The organism is Lelliottia sp. AC1, from assembly GCF_023278595.1.
GTDB lineage: Bacteria > Pseudomonadota > Gammaproteobacteria > Enterobacterales > Enterobacteriaceae > Enterobacter > Enterobacter nimipressuralis.
Genome location: NZ_CP025699.1, coordinates 1,615,912 through 1,634,777, shown reverse-complemented (window position 1 = coordinate 1,634,777; position 18,866 = coordinate 1,615,912). Strand labels below are relative to the sequence as shown.

Below are 18,866 nucleotides of genomic sequence, written 5' to 3'. Positions count from 1 at the left end.
TGCGTGCTTCACTAAAATAAGGCTTACTGAGAACATGGTAGATAAACGCGAATCCTATACAAAAGAAGATCTTCTTGCCTCTGGTCGTGGTGAACTGTTCGGCGCTAAAGGCCCGCAGTTACCGGCACCTAGCATGCTGATGATGGACCGTGTCGTGAAAATGACCGAAACCGGCGGCAACTTTGACAAGGGTTACGTGGAAGCGGAACTCGATATCAATCCAGACCTGTGGTTCTTCGGTTGCCACTTTATCGGCGATCCGGTAATGCCTGGCTGTTTAGGCCTGGATGCGATGTGGCAGCTGGTTGGCTTCTATCTCGGCTGGCTGGGCGGCGAAGGCAAAGGCCGCGCGCTGGGCGTAGGTGAAGTGAAATTCACCGGTCAGGTTCTGCCTTCCGCGAAGAAAGTTACCTACCGTATTCACTTCAAACGCATCGTGAACCGTCGTCTGGTGATGGGTCTGGCAGACGGTGAAGTGCTGGTTGATGGCCGTGTGATCTATACCGCCAGTGACCTGAAAGTCGGTCTGTTCCAGGACACTTCTGCGTTCTGATTTTGCTTAAGTAGTGCTTGAGCAACTAAGGCGAAACCTCCGCATGGCGGAGGTTTCTGTTTTTAAAGAGACGTTATCAAGCAAGAAGTACCCTGTCTCCGATGGCTTCTCGCCAGCCTCCCAGCCATTGTGACCTTTGATTTATCGTCTGATAAGGACACATTTCTTTTGAGCGTCCAGCGATGCCAGCCTGATAACCACGTTGATGAGCCCTTTCCAGGCGATCTCGTTTCTGTCTCTTCATGCCTCGTTTCCCTCATTCTTTGGTCTGGTGGAAAGAAAACAGTGTATGCAAAACGTGCAAACACAGATAACGAATAACCCGAATCACGCCATGCGTCAATGCGCAAAATTCACGCCAGTGTCATATTTGTGAGCTACACAGAAGATCATTTGTACAAAAATTGTGAGCTGGAACAAGTAACAGCCTGAACAAAAACCGAAAAAAAAGCCGCCATCAGCGAAACGCGGATGGCGGCTTAACATCATGAATTTTGCTTATGGCAGGCGAGAAATCTCCTGGGCGATGCTGGCAGATTCCTGTGCCCAGCCCTGGGCCAGGGCTTTCACCATAGCGTCGTAACCATCCTCCTGCTGTTTCAGCTCAAGATGGAACGGGCGCTTAATCAGCTGCCCCTGATGGTTTAGCAGCCACTCACCGCTGATCACCACTCTGCCATCGTAGCGTCCATGGAAACCCGTCACATTGACGTTGAGGGTATCCTGGTCGCTGCCCAGAGGCTGTGAGGCAACAACCCATCCGGGCAACTGGCTGCTCAGGTTCGCCACCAGCGTATTGCGCAGCTGTTGATCCAAGGGGCTGGCCCACAGATTGTTATTCGCAATCACATACTGCACGTCGCTGGTCTGATACACCACGCCGTTGCCGGCGAGGGAATCGGGGATCGTGACCTGCTCAACCCACAGCAGGCGATGCCCCTGGCTGGCGCTGCTTTGCCCGCCCATCTGAGCCCCCATCGGCAGCTGGTAGTAACTCTTGGTATCGCTTCCTGAACTACAGGCCGTTAAAACCATTGCTCCGACGATTAATAGCCATTTTTTCATTATTTTGCCCTCTTCGGCTCAGGATCTTTTTTGTCCTTCGCTTCAAATACCAGCGCGTTGCTCTTCTCATTCAGCGTTTTCAGAACTGGCTGCAGTTCGCGCAGGACCTGATCCAGACGCTGCATATCCGCCACCATCTTGTTGTACGCCGCCGAACCTGGCTGGAAGCCTTGCATACTACGGTTAAGCTCACGCAACGTTTTCTGCATGTCCTGCGGAAGCTGCTGCATCGACTGGTTAGCCGTAATTTTGTTGATGTTATCCAGTGTGGTTTGCAGACGACGCATCGTGGCCTGGCTTTCCGTCAGACTGTTGGTCGCTTGCTCAAGCATCGGATTCAACGGCAGATTGTTAATCTTATCCAGAGTCTCCATCAGGCGCTGCTGAATCTGCGCCAGACCGCTGCTGACGGTTGGGATAATAGTGTAACCACCGAATTCACGCGCACCGGTAATCGCTGGCGCTTTCGGATAGAAGTCCATATCCACATACAGGGCGCCCGTCACCAGGTTGCCGGTTTTCAGCGAGCCACGTAACCCGCGACTCAACAGCTGATTAATATGCGTGCCGATATCCTGGTTCTGTCCAATCTGGGCCAGTAAGCGTTCTGGTTCAATGCGGATCAACACCGGGATACGATAGTCGTCATCCAGTACCTGATTCAGACCCGGCACAAAGTACGGCACCTGACCTACTGTACCCAGGCGGATGCCACGGAATTCCACCGGCGCACCTGGTTGTAGGCCACGAACAGAGTCCTTGAAGAACATCAGATAGTCGACATGATCGGTATAGAGTGCATCCTGGATGCTTTTCTGATCGTCAAACAGTCTGAACGCGGTTTTTGGCGCAACCGGCTGCCCCAGATCCATCCCCTCAGGCACGTCAAAACTCACCCCGCCGCCAAACAGCGTGGTCAGAGAACCCATCTCTACGCGCATCCCCGCCGACGTCAGATCTACCGCGATACCGCTGTCTTTCCAGAAGCGTACGTTGCTGGTCACCAGACGGTCGTTTGGTGCATTGATAAACAGCTGATAGCTGATAGTACGTTTTTGCGCATCGAAGGTACTGGTTTCCACCGAGCCCACGCGGTAACCACGGAACAGCACCGGATCGCCAGGACTGAGCTGCCCCGCTTTCTTGCTGTCGAGGGTCACCCGGATACCTTTCGCGTCTGGCGGCGCAAGCGGCGGTGCATCCAGCAGTTGATAATGCCCGGGCTGGCTGCCCTTCGCGCCGGGCTGAAGCTCAATGTAAGCCCCGGAAAGCAGCGTCCCCAGGCCGCTGATCCCTTCGCGTCCGACCTGCGGTTTAACCACCCAGAAGACGGAATCGCCATGCAGCAGCTTCTCCATGCCGGAATGAAGGCGCGCTTTGATTTCAACGTGTGTGAGATCGTCAGTCAGCGTCGCACTCTCGACGACACCCACGTCAACGCTGCGGCTCTTGATGGTGGTTTTACCCCCTTCAATGCCTTCGGCGTTGGTCGTGATCAGCGTCACTTCCGGCCCTTGATGGCTGTAATGATAAAACAGGATCCAGGCTCCGATCAGCGCTGTGACGATGGGGAAGATCCACACCGGCGACCAGTTCTTGACCTTCTGCACTTTCGCCTCTCCACTCTTATTTTCCATGCTTTCACTCTTCCTCATGGCTTGACTCTGGCTCACGATCCCAGGATAAACGCGGGTCGAAAGTCAGGGCCGCAAACATCGTCATGACAACGACCAACGCAAACATCAGCGCGCCCATAGCGGGATAAATACTCATCAGTCCACCCATGCGCACCAGCGCGGAGAGAACGGCAATCACAAACACGTCGATCATTGACCAGCGGCCAACAAATTCGACGACTTCATAAATCAGATGCATGCGTTCGCTGTCGCGCTTTCCATGGCCTTTAGCATCCCAGCACAGCCAGGCAATCGCGATCATCTTTAAGGTGGGAACCATAATACTGGCAATGAAAATCACCATCGCCACCGGATAAGATCCCTCACCCCACAGCAACACCACCCCGGCCAGGATCGTCGAAGGCATTTTATCTCCCAGCAGATCCGTGATCATGATGGGTAAAATATTGGCCGGCAGATAAAGTATGATGGAGGTGACCAGTAAGGCCATCGTCCATTGCAGACTGTTTTTGCGCCGCACATGCCCCTTGGTGCCACAACGCGGGCACTCTTCCACATCAGCAGGCAGAATGGCGGTACAGCACGTACAGGAGCGCAATCCCTGGCGAATTCCGGGCACGCCCACTTTTACGGTCTGGTTTAGCGTTGGCGCAGGTGCAATATCATCCCAGGTCCAGCGGCGGTCGACACACTGGAAGGCGCGCAGCTGTAGCATGCAGTACAGACACCAAGGAACAAAACTGCTGCCGATGCCGACGTCGCCATAGGCCATCAGCTTCACAAAACTGACCAGAATCCCCGCGAGGAAAATCTCCGCCATTCCCCAGCTTTTCAGCTGGAAAAGAATTCGGGCAAGCAGAATTTTGACTTTAATGGGCATCCGGACGCGGTTTACCAGCAGTAAAATCACGACCAGGCAAAACGCCGGAACGATTTGCACAAAGAGAAGAAAGAAGGTGCCAAGGCTGGCGTAATCTTCCGAGAACATGACGCCTGGGATCTCCAGCAAATTGACTTCGCTGGTCATCCCGCCGACTTTCATATAGATGAACGGAAAAAGATTCGAGAGCAGCAGCATAAACAGTGCCGCAAGCGCATAAGCAGTGGGACGCTGCCTTGGCGCGTCCCACTCTGTCGTCAGCGTTGCCCCACAACGGGGGCATGCCGCCTTATGTCCGTGACCCATCTCAGGCAGCGCCACGAGCATATCGCATTGCGAGCATAAAATATGCCGGTCGGCATGGTGCTGATCACACATCGGGTATCCCTGTTTATGCGCCGTTTTTGAGTGCCTCAAGGTACTCCCAGCGCTCAAATGCCTCTTCCAGCGCCTTTTCGGCCTGGGAAAGCTCTGCCAATATTTTCTGAGTATAGTCGTGTGGCTGGCTAAAGAAGGATGCATCAGCAACTTGAGCCTGTAATGATTCCAGTTGCGTTTCCAGCTCTTCAAGACGCTGCGGCAATCCTTCCAGCTCGCGCTGCAGGTTATAGCTCATTTTAACCGTCGGCTTTTTGACAGTTTCTGCTTTTGCGACAGGCGGTTGCGATCCCGTTTTAGATTTGGACTGTTTATGCGCTAAGGATTGCGCCTGTTGCCCTCGCGCGTCCTGATAACCGCCCACATACTGACCAATACGACCTTCGCCTTCAAAAATCCAGCATTCGGTGACGGTGTTGTCCACAAACTGACGGTCGTGGCTCACCAGCATCACGGTGCCCTGATAGCCGTCGATCAGCTCTTCGAGCAGTTCCAGGGTTTCGACATCCAGATCGTTCGTCGGTTCATCGAGAATCAACAGGTTGCTGGGTTTCAGGAACAAACGCGCCAGCAGAAGTCGGTTACGTTCCCCGCCGGATAGCGCGCGAACAGGCGTCATGGCGCGTTTTGGATGGAACAGGAAGTCCTGCAGATAGCCCAGCACATGGCGCGGTTTCCCGTTAACCATCACCTCTTGCTTGCCTTCTGCCAGGTTATCCATCACCGTTCTTTCAGGATCAAGCTCAGTACGGTGCTGATCGAAATAGGCCACTTCCAGTTTAGTCCCGCAGTGAACACGGCCGCTGTCAGCCTGTAGCTGGCCCAGCATCAGTTTCAGCAGCGTGGATTTACCGCAGCCGTTCGGGCCGATCAGTGCAATTTTATCGCCGCGCTGAACCTGCGCGGAGAAATCGGTCACCAGCACTTTGCCGTCGACCTGGTAGTTCACGTTTTCCATTTCGAAGACAATTTTGCCGGAACGAGAGGCCTCTTCGACCTGCATCTTCGCGCTGCCCATCACTTCACGGCGCTGGCTGCGTTCGTTACGCATCGCTTTGAGGGCACGCACGCGGCCTTCGTTACGGGTACGACGCGCTTTGATGCCCTGACGGATCCACACCTCTTCCTGCGCCAGTTTGCGGTCAAACTCGGCGTTTTGCAGCTCTTCAACGCGCAGGTTCTCTTCTTTTTCCAGCAGATAAGTGTCGTAATCGCCCGGATACGTGACCAGCTTGCCGCGATCGAGATCGACAATACGGGTGGCCATATTGCGGATAAATGAACGGTCGTGCGAGATAAAGATAATGGTGCCATTGAAGGTTTTCAGGAACCCTTCCAGCCAGTCGATGGTTTCGATATCCAGGTGGTTCGTCGGTTCATCGAGCAGCAGCACTTTTGGCCCGCAGACCAGTGCGCGGCCCAGCGCCGCTTTACGCAGCCAGCCACCAGACAGAGAAGCCAGCGCCATATCGGCCTCAAGGCCAAGCTGCTCCAGCACTTCATTGATGCGGTCTTCCAGCTGCCACAGGCCGTGGTGATCCAGCAAATCCTGCAGGCGCGCCATCTCGTTGAGGTTTTTTTCGCTCGGATCGGTCATCACCAGATGCGAAATATCGTGATAGCCTTTCAGGTATTCGGCCTGCTCGGAGATCCCTTCGGCGACAAAATCATAGACGCTGCCCGCGACGTTGCGCGGCGGATCCTGTTGCAGACGAGAAACGATCAGATCCTGCTCATAAACGATACGTCCATCGTCCAGACCCTGCTCACGGTTGAGGATCTTCATCAGCGTGGATTTACCCGCGCCGTTACGGCCCACCAGACAGACGCGTTCGTTGTCTTCAATGTGCAGTTCTGTATCGTCGAGAAGTGGCGCATCGCTGAAGGACAGCCATGCGCCGTGCATGCTAATTAATGACATTTAAATTTCCTTTCAGACTGCGGTAATCAACCAGCAGTTGTGAATTTGACGGTTACGGGCGAAGTCCTGAGACAGCGTTTTTTGACTGATTTCTTGTGCTTTCAGCCCCAGTTTTTCCAGCCCGTCATTGTCCATGCGGAAGCCGCGTTTGTTGTTCGAGAACATAATGGTGCCGCCTTTACGCAGCAGACGTTTCAGGTCGGTCATCAGACGCAGGTGATCGCGCTGAACGTCGAAGGTGTCTTCCATACGCTTGGAGTTGGAGAAGGTCGGCGGATCGATGAAGATCAGATCGAACTGCTCATCCGTATCGCGCAGCCAGCCCAGTACATCGGCCTGCAGCAGACGATGCTGACGACCGGTCAGGCCGTTGAGACGCAGGTTGCGCTCCGCCCACTCCAGATAGGTACGCGACATGTCCACCGTGGTGGTGCTACGCGCACCGCCCAGGCCCGCATGAACGCTGGCGCTGCCGGTATAAGCGAACAGGTTCAGGAAGTCTTTCCCTTTGCTCATCTGGCCCAGCATACGACGCGCGATACGGTGATCGAGGAACAGACCGGTGTCGAGATAGTCTGTCAGGTTCACCCACAGGCGCGCATTGTATTCGCCCACCTCGATAAAGTCGCCCTTATCGCCCATTTTCTGATACTGATTGGTCCCTTTCTGACGCTCACGGGTCTTCAGGATCAGTTTGTTCGGCGCAATGCCCATCACGCCAATTGTCGCCGCGATGATGTCCAGCAAACGCTGGCGCGCTTTTTGGGCATCAATGGTTTTCGGCGCAGCGTATTCCTGCACCACGACCCAGTCCGCATAACGGTCTACCGCAACGTTATATTCCGGCAGATCGGCATCGTAAATGCGATAGCATTCAATGCCTTCCTGTTTCGCCCATTTTTCGAATTTCTTCAGATTCTTACGCAGACGGTTAGCGTAGTCTTCTGCCACCGTCGATGGCTTGCTGTCGCCATCTTTCTCGGTCAGATGGTAGTTTTTCTGTACGCAGTCCAGCGGGCCGTTTTTGGCTTTGAACTGACGCTCGGCGCGGAGCTGGAGGCAGCTCAGCAGCTCAGGAGAACCGCTAAACAGCGACAGATTCCAGCCGCCGAAATAATCTTTCATGGTGCGACCCAGCAGACTGTGCAGCGCAATCAGCGCCGGTTCGCTATCGAGACGTTCGCCGTACGGCGGGTTACTGATCACCGTACCGTAAGGGCCTTTCGGCAGCGGGTTGGTTAACTGGGAGACGTCTTTCACCTCGAAGTCGATCAGTTCGCCGATACCAGCGCGGCGGGCGTTGCTGCGCGCGCGTTCAATTACGCGAGCGTCGCTGTCCGAGCCATAGAAACGGGAGGTGTAATCAGCCAGGCCTTTACGTGCACGGACCTGTGCTTCGGCTTTGACCTCTTTCCAGATGGCGTCGTCATGCTGTGCCCAGCCGCTAAAGCCCCACTGCCCGCGATGCAATCCTGGCGCGCGGTCGGTGGCCAGCATGGCCGCTTCAATCAGCAAGGTGCCGGAACCGCACATTGGGTCGATCATCGGCGTGCCCGGCAGCCAGCCAGAGCGCATCACAATGGCCGCAGCCAGGTTTTCTTTGATCGGTGCAATACCGGCGCGATCGCGATAACCGCGCTGGTGCAGGCCTTCGCCGCAAAGATCCAGAGAAATATTGGCGGTCTCTTTATTGAGCCACACGTTGATGCGCAGATCGGGATTTTCACGATCGACGTTCGGGCGTTCAAGATTTTTACGCGTGAAGCTGTCGACGATGGCGTCTTTCACCTTCAGTGCACCGTACTGGCTGTTACGGATTTCGTCGTTCAGACCGCTGAAATGCACGGCAAAGGTCGCACCCGGGGCGAAAATCTCTGTCCAGTCGATCGCTTGCACGCCGAGATACAGATCAAGGTCGCTGTAGACCTTGCAGGCACCCAGCGGCAACATGATGCGCGACGCCAGGCGACTCCACATCAGGCTCTGGTAAATAAGCCGTGTGTCGCCCTCAAAGTGGACACCACCCTGAACCACCTGACACTCAAGCGCGCCAAGGCTTTCCAGTTCAGTTTTTAACAGCTCTTCCAGCCCACGGGCCGTACTGGCAAACAGAGAATTCATATCGTCACTTATTACTCGTAGAAAATTGCTGCGCATTATAGCTAATATGCGCTCTATGTCATAAAGTTGAAGGCTTATTTTCAAATCGTTCGAGGGCGTGAACAGTGGCGACGTTATCCAGGCTTTTTATTCATCCGGTCAAATCCATGCGTGGTATTGGCCTGACCCACGCGCTTGCTGACGTCAGCGGCTTTGCCTTCGATCGCATATTTATGATTACCGAACCGGACGGCACCTTCATCACCGCCCGCCAGTTCCCGCAGATGGTGCGTTTTATCCCGGCTCCGCTGCACGACGGCCTGCATTTGACGGCGCCGGATGGCTCAAGCGTGATTGCACGCTTTACTGACTTTGCCCCCGTTGATGCCCCGACAGAAGTGTGGGGTAACCATTTCACCGCCCGCATCGCCCCGGATGAGATTAACACCTGGCTGAGCGGTTTCTTCTCCCGCGCGGTGCAGCTGCGCTGGGTCGGCCCGGAGCTTACGCGCCGCGTGAAGCGTTTTGAAGCCGTTCCCCTCTCCTTTGCCGACGGTTTTCCCTATCTGCTGACGAATGACGCCTCCCTGCGCGATCTGCAAAACCGCTGTTCCGCCAGCGTGCAGATGGAGCAGTTCCGCCCGAATCTGGTCGTGACGGGCGCACAGGCCTGGGAAGAAGATACCTGGAAAGTGATCCGTATCGGCAGCGTGATTTTTGATGTGGTGAAACCGTGCAGCCGCTGTATTTTCACCACCATCAGCCCGGAAAAAGGGCAAAAACACCCTTCCGGCGAGCCGCTGAAAACCTTACAGTCTTTCCGCACCGCACAGGATAACGGCGATGTCGATTTTGGTCAGAACCTGATCCCGCGCACCAGCGGCGTGATTCGCGTCGGCGACGAGATTGAGATCCTCGCAACGGGTCCTGCCCGAGTTTACGGCCCAGGGCCGGAAGAAGAAGCGCTTGAAGCTGAAACGCTGCCTGTCACAAAGGTGACGCTTCAGTGGGAGGGACAAACCTTACCGGGGAATAATCAGCAGGTACTGCTTGAACAGCTGGAACAAGCGGGGATCCGCGTGCCCTATTCGTGTCGTGCGGGGATCTGTGGAAGCTGTCGCATCACTCTGGTCGATGGCGAAGTGACGGCGCTGAAGAAATCAGCCGTAAGCGAAGATGGTACGATTCTGTGCTGTAGCTGCATTCCGAAAACGTCTTTGCAGCTAGAGCGCTAAACAGCCTGTTCGAGGCTAAAGGAATCCATACGCAGTTGCGGTTTAAGCCGGTCGTTCATCACTTTAATCGCATCACCCAATTGCATTGTGCGCCCGGCAATCACCACGCCGGGTTGCGCCAGCAAACAGAGCGCGGCGTTTTCGCCCGGTTCTACCACCAGCAAACTCACCTCTTCCGAAGTATCGCTGAGATTGACGCAGGCCGCATCGCCGGTGACCGGGGACCATGCTTGCCCGTGAGCGAGAAAGTGCCAGCTTTTTGGCATCTGCGGTTTCAGGAAGCGAATCGCCACCAGCGCATTTAGCACCAGTTCGGCGCGCTGCTCTTTAGAGAGAATAAGATCGCGACATTTCTCTTCAAAAGAGAAAAACAGGGCTGCATCGTCAACACAAAAGCCTGACGGTGCAAACGCATCCGGGGTCAGCATTCGGCGAGCAAAACGAGAGCGAAATAACATACCATTGGCTAAATCGAGCATCATTCGATCGTGCTCTTCGCAAAAATACCAGCGCCAGTTATCGTCAGGTTTTATTCGCATTTTCCTCTCCTTCCCCACAACGTCCTGTTCTTAAAATGTCCAAATTATCGCTTCGTTTATAACATCAATAATAAAAGACCATAATGTCTAAATAAGCAACAAAGACGGAATATAAAACAACCAGGGCTGGAAATAAAGCCCTGGTTGTCTGATATGGAGAAAAGATTAGATATGATTAACGATTTCTTTAATCAATTGTGGGCCTTTAAAAATAAAGCCGGAATAGATTTGCACCAGTGAGGCACCTGCCGCCATCTTCTCGCGAGCCGCGATGACAGAGTCGATCCCGCCCACGCCGATGATCGGTAAGCGACCTTTTAATTCCGCCGACAAGGCACGAATAATTTCGGTGCTTTTTAATTGTACCGGACGACCACTTAAGCCACCCATTTCGTCGCAGTTTTTCATTCCCTGCACGAGGGCGCGATCGAGCGTAGTATTGGTGGCAATAACACCATCAATATTATGGCGAACCAAACTGTCGGCTACCTGGATCAATTCTTCGACAGAAAGATCCGGGGCGATCTTAACGGCGATCGGAACATATTTATGATGGGTCGCCTGGAGTTCATTCTGTTTATTTTTAATCGCACTTAACAGATCGTCCAGCGCTTCACCATATTGCAGCGTACGCAAGCCAGGGGTATTTGGCGAAGAGATATTTATCGCGATATAACCGGCATAGGCATAGACTTTTTCCATACAAATCAGATAGTCATCTTTACCCTGCTCAACCGGCGTATCTTTATTTTTGCCGATATTAATTCCTAGCACACCGTCAAAATGGGCTTTTTTAACGTTCTCCACCAGATGATCAACACCGTGGTTATTGAAGCCCATCCGGTTGATCAACCCTTCTGCTTCAACCAGGCGGAACAGGCGCGGCTTGTCGTTCCCGTCCTGCGCGCGCGGCGTCACGGTGCCCACTTCGATGGAGCCAAACCCCATCGCGCCAAGGGCGTCAATGCACTCACCATTTTTGTCGAGACCTGCTGCCAGACCCAGTGGGTTCTTAAACGTCAGGCCCATGCACTGGACAGGTTTTTCCTGCACTTTCTGGCGCACCAGCGCCTCAAGAGGCGTTCCTGTAATGCGGCGTAACTGCTGGAATGTCAATTCATGAGCGCGCTCTGGATCGAGCTGAAAAAGGGCTTTACGAACGAAGGGGTAGTACATGAACTCTCCTGGATTCCGGTATGCAAACCGGACACGGATTATCAGCGATCGCGCCAGGAAAGGGAATTGACCTGTGGCAAAAAATCATCGTAAAGCGCAATCGTTTTCCTTTCTGCCTCTTTCTTATGCAATTTTCGGCATTTTAATTTCAGATAAATCATTTAGTGGAATAACCGTGCAATGTCACACTCGTGAAAATTGTTATGAATGTTAGATAAAAGCAAACAAATAGTTATAAGGAGCAAACATGCGCGTCATCACGTTGGCCGGAAGTCCGCGTTTCCCTTCTCGCTCCAGCGCCCTGCTGGAATACGCCCGCGAACAGCTCAACTCGCTGAACGTCGAGGTGTGCCACTGGAACTTGCAAAACTTTGAGCCGGAAGATCTTCTTTATGCCCGCTTCGACAGCCCGGCATTACAGGCGCTGATCGAACAGCTCAAAGGAGCCGACGGGCTGATCGTGGCGACACCGATCTATAAAGCCTCTTTCTCAGGCGCGCTGAAAACCCTGCTCGATCTTCTGCCTGAACGTGCGCTGGAGGGAAAAGTGGTTCTCCCTCTGGCGACCGGCGGCACCGTTGCGCACATGCTGGCGGTGGATTACGCCCTCAAGCCAGTCCTGAATGCGCTCAAAGCCCAGGAGATCCTGCACGGGGTGTTTGCCGATGACTCTCAGGTGATCGATTACCAGCATAAACCGCAGTTCACCCCGAACCTGCACCTGCGCCTTGATAGCGCGCTGGAAACCTTCTGGCAGGCGTTGCATCGCCGCGATGTACAAGCCCCCGCCTTTGGCCGTCTGAAAGGAGTCGCCCATGTTTAAATATCTTCTGACCGCCCTGTTCGCTGTTTCTGCGCTTGCGCAGGCGCAGGCGGCGGAACCGGCGCCTGAAAGCCTGCGTATCGGATATCAAAAAGGCAGCGTCAGCATGGTGCTGGCGAAAAGCCATCAGTTGCTGGAGAAGCGCTATCCGGACACAAAATTCTCATGGATCGAGTTCCCGGCCGGGCCGCAGATGCTGGAGGCGCTGAACGTCGGCAGTATTGATTTGGGCAGTACCGGCGACATCCCTCCTATTTTTGCCCAAGCTGCCGGAGCGGATCTGGTCTACGTTGGCGTCGAGCCGCCAAAGCCGAAAGCGGAAGTGATTCTGGTGCCTGAAAACAGCCCGATCAAAACCGTCGCCGATCTGAAAGGCCACAAAGTCGCCTTCCAGAAAGGTTCCAGCTCCCACAACCTGCTTTTGCGCGCCCTTCAACAGGCGGGTCTGACGTTCAAGGATATTCAGCCTGTCTACTTAACTCCGGCGGATGCCCGCGCGGCGTTCCAGCAAAATAATGTTGATGCCTGGGCGATCTGGGACCCGTACTACTCTGCCGCCTTATTACAGGGCGGCGTTCGGGTGCTGAAAGATGGCGAAACGCTGAAGCAGACCGGTTCGTTCTATCTTGCCGCGCGCCCGTATGCGGAAAAGAACGGCGACTTTGTTCAGGGTGTGCTGCAGACCTTTAGCGAGGCGGATGCGCTCACTCAGAGTCAGCGTCAGGAAAGCATCGCTCTGCTCGCCAAAACCATGGGCCTGCCGGAGCCGGTGATCGCCAGCTATCTGGATCATCGCCCGACGACAGTGATTAAACCCGTCGACGCGAAAACCGCTGACCTTCAGCAGCAAACCGCAGATCTGTTCTACGAGAACCGTCTCGTGCCGAAAAAAATCGATATTCGCGACCGTATCTGGCAACCCTCTGACAAAGAAGGATCGAAATCATGAGTCTGAATCTGTTCTGGTTTTTACCGACCCACGGTGATGGGCATTATCTTGGCACCGAAGAGGGTGCTCGCCCGGTAGACTACGGCTATCTGCAGCAAATCGCGCAGGCCGCCGACAGAATCGGTTTTACCGGCGTGCTGATCCCGACAGGGCGCTCCTGCGAGGATGCATGGCTGGTGGCCGCTTCGATGATACCGGTCACGCAGCGTCTGAAATTCCTGGTGGCCCTGCGACCGAGCGTGGTCTCCCCAACCGTTGCCGCCCGTCAGGCCGCGACGCTGGATCGTCTTTCCAATGGCCGCGCCCTGTTTAACCTGGTGACCGGCAGCGATCCGCAAGAGCTGGCCGCCGACGGCGTGTTCCTCGATCACACGGAGCGCTACGAGGCTTCCGCGGAATTTACCCGCGTCTGGCGCCGTCTGCTGGAGGGCGAAACCGTCACCTACGAGGGCAAACATATCCACGTTCGCGATGCGAAGCTGCTGTTTGCGCCGGTGCAACAGCCGCGTCCCCCACTCTACTTTGGCGGATCGTCAGATGTCGCGCAGGATCTGGCTGCTGAACAGGTTGATCTCTATCTGACCTGGGGCGAACCGCCTGAGCTGGTGAAAGAGAAAATTGAGCAGGTGCGCGCCAAAGCCGCCGCGCATGGGCGCAAAGTGCGCTTTGGCATTCGCCTGCACGTCATCGTGCGAGAAACGAACGCCGAAGCCTGGCAGGCCGCCGACCGTCTGATTTCTCATCTGGACGATGACACCATTGCCAAAGCGCAGGCAGCCTTTGCGAAGACTGATTCCGTAGGGCAGCACCGGATGGCCTCCCTGCATAAAGGCAACAAAGATAATCTCGAAATCAGCCCGAATCTGTGGGCGGGTGTAGGCCTGGTTCGCGGCGGCGCAGGCACGGCGCTGGTGGGCGATGGCCCTACGGTCGCGGCGCGGATCAACGAGTATGCCGATCTGGGTATCGACAGCTTTATCTTGTCTGGCTATCCGCATCTGGAAGAAGCATACAACGTCGGCGAGCTGCTGTTCCCGCATCTGGATGTAGCCATCCCGGAAATCCCGCAGCCGCGCGCGCTCCAGCTTCAGGGCGAAGCCGTAGCGAATGAGTTTATCCCGCGAAAAGTCGCGCAGAGCTAACGAGGTACGTATGGCAAATCCATCCCAAAAATGGCTGCTGCGTCTGGCCCCCTGGTTTCTGCCCGTCGGCATTGTGATTGTCTGGCAAATCGCCTCTTCCGTGGGATGGTTGTCGAGCCGTATTCTGCCCTCTCCGGAGGGCGTAGTGGAGGCGTTCTGGTCGCTCAGTTCAAGCGGTGAGCTGTGGCAGCATCTGGCGATCAGCTCCTGGCGTGCGCTAATAGGCTTTTCAATCGGCGGCTCGATTGGCCTGACGCTGGGGCTTATCAGCGGCCTCTCCCGCTGGGGCGAGCGTTTGCTGGATACGTCAATTCAAATGCTGCGTAACGTCCCGCATTTAGCATTAATCCCGCTGGTGATTCTGTGGTTTGGCATCGACGAGAGCGCCAAGATTTTCCTGGTGGCCCTCGGCACGCTGTTCCCGATTTACATCAACACCTGGCACGGCATTCGTAATATCGACCGTGGCCTGGTGGAGATGGCGCGCAGTTACGGATTGTCCGGCTTTGCGCTGTTTGTCCACGTGATCCTGCCGGGCGCGCTGCCGTCGATTATGGTCGGCGTGCGTTTCGCCCTCGGTCTGATGTGGCTGACGCTGATTGTGGCGGAGACCATCTCGGCCAACTCTGGGATCGGCTATCTGGCGATGAACGCCCGCGAATTTCTGCAAACCGACGTGGTGGTGGTGGCCATCATTCTTTACGCCCTGCTCGGCAAACTCGCCGACGTCAGCGCCCAGTGGCTTGAGCGAAGCTGGCTGCGCTGGAACCCGGCCTATTCCACGAAGGAGGCAAACGCATGAATACGGCTCGTTTAACCCAGGGGACACCGCTGCTGCTTAACGGCGTCACCAAACGCTACGGGGATAACACTATCCTGAACGCGCTGGATCTGCATGTCCCTGCCGGACAATTTGTTGCGGTTGTCGGGCGCAGCGGCGGGGGCAAAAGCACCCTGCTGCGGCTGCTTGCCGGGCTGGAGGCACCGAACGGCGGAGAATTGCTGGCGGGCAATACGCCGTTGGCGGATATTCAGGACGATACCCGCATGATGTTTCAGGATGCGCGCCTGCTGCCGTGGAAAACGGTTATCGACAACGTGGGGCTGGGGCTGAAAGGTAACTGGCGGGATAACGCACGTCAGGCGCTGCGCGCCGTCGGCCTCGAAAACCGTGCGGACGAGTGGCCTGCTGCCCTCTCCGGCGGCCAAAAACAGCGTGTGGCACTGGCGCGCGCGTTGATCCACCGGCCAGGCCTGCTGCTGCTGGACGAACCGCTCGGGGCGCTTGATGCCCTGACGCGCATCGAAATGCAGGATCTGATCGCCTCCCTGTGGCAGGAGCACGGTTTTACCGTACTGCTGGTGACGCATGATGTGAGTGAAGCCGTGGCGATGGCGGATCGGGTGCTGTTAATTGAAGAAGGCAAAATCGGCCTGGATCTGGCGGTGGATATTCCTCGTCCACGACGGCTCGGTTCTGTAAGACTGGCCGAGCTGGAATCAGAAGTGCTGGAGAGAGTGATGAAGCGTGGGGCAACTGAAGAGAAGGCCCGGCGTCATGGATAAAGAAGGCAATGCTTGAAAGCCTCTCCCGCAGAAAACGGTTAAACCCATAAAAAACGGCAACTTGCGTTGCCGTTTTGTTTTTACATACCAGTGCTACCCGGTATTAACGTCAGGCCAGCGCCTTCGTAATCTTCTCGAACAGGTCGCCCGACAGATTTTCCAGCCCTTTTAACTGCTCAAGCGCAGCACGCATTTTCGCCTGACGCGCTGCGTCGTAGCGTTTCAGGCGGATCAGCGGCTCAATCAGACGCGATGCCACCTGCGGGTTACGGCTGTTAAGCTCAGTCAGCATTTCCACCATAAACTGATAACCGCTGCCGTCTTCCGCATGGAAGGCCGCTGGGTTGCTGCTGGCAAACGCGCCAATCAGGGAACGCACGCGGTTCGGGTTGCTCATGGTGAAAGAGCGGTGTTTAAGGAGATTGCGTACCTTGCTCAGCACATCCGCCGCCGCGCTGGTGGCTTGCAGGATAAACCACTTATCCATCACCAGGCCGTCCTGATGCCACTTATCATCGTACTCTTGCATCAGCGCATCACGGCACGGCAGCTCTGCCGCCACGCTCGCCGCCAGGGCCGCTAAGGCGTCGGTCATGTTATCGGCTTCGTGATACTGCTTACTGACAAGCGTGTTCGCCAGTTCCGTTTCACCAAATGCCAGATAGCGCAGACAGGTGTTACGCAGGGAACGCTTGCCGATATCCGCGTGTTCCACACGGTATTCGTCAAGCTTGTTGGCGTTGTAAATGGCCAGGAATTCATCGGCCAGTTCGGTCGCCAGCGTGCGGGTCAGGGCTTCACGCACGGCGGTAATGGCGATGGGATCGATAATCTCGAACAGCTCGGCGATTTCGCTCGCGGACGGCAGCGTCAGGATCTCTGCGGCCAGCGCCGGATCGATTTTCTCATCCAGCAGAATAGCGCGGAACGCATCGGCAACGTGAACCGGGAGCGACAGCGGCTGACCCTGTTGGTGACGGTTCACGTTCAGTTTGATGTAGGTCGCCAGCAGACTCTGCGCCGCATCCCAGCGGGAGAAATCGTTGCGCGCATGACGCATCAAGAAGGTGAGCTGCTGATCGCTCCACTTATATTCCAGTTTCACCGGTGCGGAGAATTCGCACAGCAGCGCCGGAACCGGCTGGAAGTAGACGTTATCAAAGATGAAGGTCTGTTCCGCCTGGGTTACGTTCAGCACGTGATGCACCGGATGACCGCCCTTCTGCAGCGGGATCACGTTGCCTTCGTTATCGTACAGCTCAATGCTGAACGGAATGTGCAGCGGGTGCTTCTCTTCCTGCTCAGCCGTCGGCGGCGTGCGCTGGCTGATGGTCAGGGTGTACTGCTCGGTTTCCGGATTGTAGTCATCTTTAACGCTGACGATCGGCGTACCGGCCTGGCTGTACCAGCGGCGGAAATGCGACAGGTCGACGTTGGACGCATCTTCCATCGCCTGGACGAAATCGTCGCACGTCGCCGCGCTGCCGTCGTGGCGTTCGAAATAGAGCTGCATCCCTTTCTGGAAGTTCTCTTCGCCGAGCAGGGTGTGGATCATACGAATGATTTCAGAACCTTTCTCGTACACCGTCAGGGTGTAGAAGTTGTTCATCTCAATCACTTTGTCAGGGCGAATCGGGTGCGCCATTGGGCTGGCGTCTTCGGCAAACTGCAGGCCGCGCATGGTGCGCACATTGCTGATGCGGTTGACGGCGCGTGATCCCAGATCGGAGCTAAACTCCTGATCGCGGAACACGGTCAGGCCCTCTTTCAGGCTCAGCTGGAACCAGTCGCGGCAGGTGACGCGGTTCCCGGTCCAGTTGTGGAAATACTCGTGACCAATCACGCGTTCGATATCGAGATAATCTTTATCGGTGGCGGTGTCGGTACGGGCCAGCACGTATTTGGAGTTAAAGACGTTCAGGCCTTTGTTCTCCATCGCGCCCATATTAAAGAAGTCGACGGCGACGATCATATAGATGTCGAGATCGTACTCCAGGCCGAAACGCTCTTCGTCCCACTTCATAGAGTTAATCAGGGACGTCATCGCCCACGGCGCGCGGTCGAGGTTGCCACGATCGACAAACAGCTCCAGCGCGACGTCGCGACCGGAACGGGTTTTGAAGGTATCGCGCAGCACGTCGAAATCACCCGCGACCAGGGCAAACAGGTAGCATGGTTTCGGGAACGGATCTTGCCACTGTGTCCAGTGACGGCCATTTTCCAGCTCGCCCTGCCCCACACGGTTACCGTTGGAGAGCAGATACGGATAACGCTTTTTATCGGCAATAATTTTGGTGGTGAAACGCGCCAGAACGTCCGGGCGGTCCAGATACCAGGTAATATGGCGGAAACCTTCGGCTTCGCACTGGGTGCAAAGCGCCACGCCTGACTGATACAGGCCTTCCAGCGCCGTATTGGACGCCGGGCTGATTTCAGTCACGATGCGCAGGGAGAAACGCTCTGGCAGATTGTTGATGACCAGCTGGTTCTCTTCTTCTTTATAGTCAGACCAGGCTTCGTCGTTCACGTGGACTGAGACCAGCGTCAGGTCTTCGCCATCGAGACGCAGCGGAACAGCCGTCGCACTTTGGCGTGTGACCTGGCTTACGGCCGTGACAACGGTTTTGGTGGCATCCAGGTCAAAAGTCAGATCGATATCGCTAATCAGGTATTCCGGCGCACGGTAGTCGTGGCGGTATTTGGCTTGTGGCTGTTGTGTCATAGAAAACCTTATGCATCGTTTGTCGAATAACGAATCCAGTCTATTCCTGTTGTGTAAAACGCGCTACGCAGAATGTTCATCTTTTCAGGCGTAAAAACCATTTTTGCTACATTTGTATAACACGGGGCACGAAATGCCCTCGACCATAACGGCAGCTTATGTTGTGATCGGGGTTCAATA

16 protein-coding genes are annotated in these 18,866 nt (G+C 55.4%); 7 read left to right on the top strand and 9 right to left on the bottom strand.

From position 1 onward, the window contains the following. Positions 1-34 precede the first annotated feature (34 nt). Positions 35-553: a bifunctional 3-hydroxydecanoyl-ACP dehydratase/trans-2-decenoyl-ACP isomerase gene (gene fabA / locus C0560_RS07545; RefSeq protein WP_064325594.1), complete on the top strand. Its 519-nt coding sequence runs from the start codon at positions 35-37 to the stop codon at positions 551-553. Between the two features lie 76 nt (positions 554-629). Here the strand turns inward: fabA and rmf are convergent, their stop codons facing one another. The 6 genes from rmf to rlmKL form a co-directional block, all read right to left on the bottom strand. Next, positions 630-797, bottom strand: a complete 168-nt coding sequence (rmf, locus tag C0560_RS07540) for a ribosome modulation factor (RefSeq protein ID WP_100780687.1) — start codon at positions 795-797, stop codon at positions 630-632. Positions 798-1,051: 254 nt separating this feature from the next. Beyond that, a complete protein-coding gene (gene pqiC / locus C0560_RS07535; protein WP_248859926.1) occupies positions 1,052-1,618 on the bottom strand; it encodes a membrane integrity-associated transporter subunit PqiC in 567 nt (188 codons plus the stop codon). Then, positions 1,618-3,255 (bottom strand): intermembrane transport protein PqiB, encoded by a 1,638-nt coding sequence (gene pqiB / locus C0560_RS07530; RefSeq protein ID WP_100780689.1) that lies wholly within the window; start codon positions 3,253-3,255, stop codon positions 1,618-1,620. The genes pqiC and pqiB overlap by 1 nt, the downstream gene beginning before the upstream one ends. A gap of 4 nt (positions 3,256-3,259) precedes the next feature. Further along, positions 3,260-4,513, bottom strand: coding sequence for a membrane integrity-associated transporter subunit PqiA (gene pqiA, locus C0560_RS07525; RefSeq protein WP_248859925.1), 1,254 nt, complete (start codon positions 4,511-4,513; stop codon positions 3,260-3,262). 13 nt (positions 4,514-4,526) lie between these two features. Further along, on the bottom strand, positions 4,527-6,434 hold the full coding sequence (locus C0560_RS07520) for an ABC transporter ATP-binding protein (protein WP_123429142.1): 1,908 nt from the start codon (positions 6,432-6,434) through the stop codon (positions 4,527-4,529). A gap of 12 nt (positions 6,435-6,446) precedes the next feature. After that, a complete protein-coding gene (rlmKL, locus tag C0560_RS07515; RefSeq protein ID WP_102105594.1) occupies positions 6,447-8,555 on the bottom strand; it encodes a bifunctional 23S rRNA (guanine(2069)-N(7))-methyltransferase RlmK/23S rRNA (guanine(2445)-N(2))-methyltransferase RlmL in 2,109 nt (702 codons plus the stop codon). Between the two features lie 104 nt (positions 8,556-8,659). Between rlmKL and C0560_RS07510 the strand changes: the two genes are divergently transcribed. Continuing rightward, complete coding sequence (locus tag C0560_RS07510) at positions 8,660-9,769, top strand: YcbX family protein (RefSeq protein WP_123429143.1); 1,110 nt, start codon at positions 8,660-8,662, stop codon at positions 9,767-9,769. Here the strand turns inward: C0560_RS07510 and zapC are convergent. Together zapC and pyrD are read right to left on the bottom strand one after the other, a co-directional pair. Then, positions 9,766-10,308 carry a cell division protein ZapC gene (gene zapC / locus C0560_RS07505; protein ID WP_100780694.1) on the bottom strand — a complete coding sequence of 181 codons (543 nt, stop codon included), beginning with the start codon at positions 10,306-10,308 and terminating at the stop codon, positions 9,766-9,768. The two genes, C0560_RS07510 and zapC, sit on opposite strands and share 4 nt — an antisense overlap. 165 nt (positions 10,309-10,473) lie before the next feature. Further along, positions 10,474-11,484: a quinone-dependent dihydroorotate dehydrogenase gene (gene pyrD / locus C0560_RS07500; protein WP_102105596.1), complete on the bottom strand. Its 1,011-nt coding sequence runs from the start codon at positions 11,482-11,484 to the stop codon at positions 10,474-10,476. A gap of 247 nt (positions 11,485-11,731) precedes the next feature. On the opposite strand from pyrD, the gene ssuE reads away from it, so the two are divergent. The 5 genes from ssuE to ssuB are packed head-to-tail and all read left to right on the top strand — an operon-like array spanning position 11,732 to position 15,964. Further along, on the top strand, positions 11,732-12,307 hold the full coding sequence (gene ssuE / locus C0560_RS07495; protein ID WP_100780696.1) for an NADPH-dependent FMN reductase: 576 nt from the start codon (positions 11,732-11,734) through the stop codon (positions 12,305-12,307). Continuing rightward, complete coding sequence (locus C0560_RS07490; protein ID WP_248859924.1) at positions 12,300-13,256, top strand: sulfonate ABC transporter substrate-binding protein; 957 nt, start codon at positions 12,300-12,302, stop codon at positions 13,254-13,256. The genes ssuE and C0560_RS07490 overlap by 8 nt, the downstream gene beginning before the upstream one ends. Continuing rightward, on the top strand, positions 13,253-14,398 hold the full coding sequence (gene ssuD / locus C0560_RS07485) for an FMNH2-dependent alkanesulfonate monooxygenase (protein WP_100780698.1): 1,146 nt from the start codon (positions 13,253-13,255) through the stop codon (positions 14,396-14,398). The genes C0560_RS07490 and ssuD overlap by 4 nt, the downstream gene beginning before the upstream one ends. Before the next feature lie 10 nt (positions 14,399-14,408). Continuing rightward, positions 14,409-15,200, top strand: coding sequence for an aliphatic sulfonate ABC transporter permease SsuC (gene ssuC / locus C0560_RS07480; protein ID WP_100780699.1), 792 nt, complete (start codon positions 14,409-14,411; stop codon positions 15,198-15,200). Further along, positions 15,197-15,964 carry an aliphatic sulfonates ABC transporter ATP-binding protein gene (gene ssuB, locus C0560_RS07475; protein WP_248859923.1) on the top strand — a complete coding sequence of 256 codons (768 nt, stop codon included), beginning with the start codon at positions 15,197-15,199 and terminating at the stop codon, positions 15,962-15,964. The genes ssuC and ssuB overlap by 4 nt, the downstream gene beginning before the upstream one ends. Positions 15,965-16,073: 109 nt before the next feature. Here ssuB and pepN read toward each other — a convergent pair whose 3' ends face one another. Further along, positions 16,074-18,686 carry an aminopeptidase N gene (gene pepN, locus C0560_RS07470; RefSeq protein ID WP_248859922.1) on the bottom strand — a complete coding sequence of 871 codons (2,613 nt, stop codon included), beginning with the start codon at positions 18,684-18,686 and terminating at the stop codon, positions 16,074-16,076. Positions 18,687-18,866: the final 180 nt, after the last annotated feature.

Excerpts from the sequence above, each read along its gene's own strand:
- fabA (WP_064325594.1), top strand. The coding sequence starts at position 35 with ATGGTAGATAAACGCGAATCCTATACAAAAGAAGATCTTCTTGCCTCT.
- rmf (WP_100780687.1), bottom strand. The coding sequence starts at position 797 with ATGAAGAGACAGAAACGAGATCGCCTGGAAAGGGCTCATCAACGTGGT.
- pqiC (WP_248859926.1), bottom strand. The coding sequence starts at position 1,618 with ATGAAAAAATGGCTATTAATCGTCGGAGCAATGGTTTTAACGGCCTGT.
- pqiB (WP_100780689.1), bottom strand. The coding sequence starts at position 3,255 with ATGGAAAATAAGAGTGGAGAGGCGAAAGTGCAGAAGGTCAAGAACTGG.
- pqiA (WP_248859925.1), bottom strand. The coding sequence starts at position 4,513 with ATGTGTGATCAGCACCATGCCGACCGGCATATTTTATGCTCGCAATGC.
- C0560_RS07520 (WP_123429142.1), bottom strand. The coding sequence starts at position 6,434 with ATGTCATTAATTAGCATGCACGGCGCATGGCTGTCCTTCAGCGATGCG.
- rlmKL (WP_102105594.1), bottom strand. The coding sequence starts at position 8,555 with ATGAATTCTCTGTTTGCCAGTACGGCCCGTGGGCTGGAAGAGCTGTTA.
- zapC (WP_100780694.1), bottom strand. The coding sequence starts at position 10,308 with ATGCGAATAAAACCTGACGATAACTGGCGCTGGTATTTTTGCGAAGAG.
- pyrD (WP_102105596.1), bottom strand. The coding sequence starts at position 11,484 with ATGTACTACCCCTTCGTTCGTAAAGCCCTTTTTCAGCTCGATCCAGAG.
- ssuE (WP_100780696.1), top strand. The coding sequence starts at position 11,732 with ATGCGCGTCATCACGTTGGCCGGAAGTCCGCGTTTCCCTTCTCGCTCC.
- C0560_RS07490 (WP_248859924.1), top strand. The coding sequence starts at position 12,300 with ATGTTTAAATATCTTCTGACCGCCCTGTTCGCTGTTTCTGCGCTTGCG.
- ssuD (WP_100780698.1), top strand. The coding sequence starts at position 13,253 with ATGAGTCTGAATCTGTTCTGGTTTTTACCGACCCACGGTGATGGGCAT.
- ssuC (WP_100780699.1), top strand. The coding sequence starts at position 14,409 with ATGGCAAATCCATCCCAAAAATGGCTGCTGCGTCTGGCCCCCTGGTTT.
- ssuB (WP_248859923.1), top strand. The coding sequence starts at position 15,197 with ATGAATACGGCTCGTTTAACCCAGGGGACACCGCTGCTGCTTAACGGC.
- pepN (WP_248859922.1), bottom strand. The coding sequence starts at position 18,686 with ATGACACAACAGCCACAAGCCAAATACCGCCACGACTACCGTGCGCCG.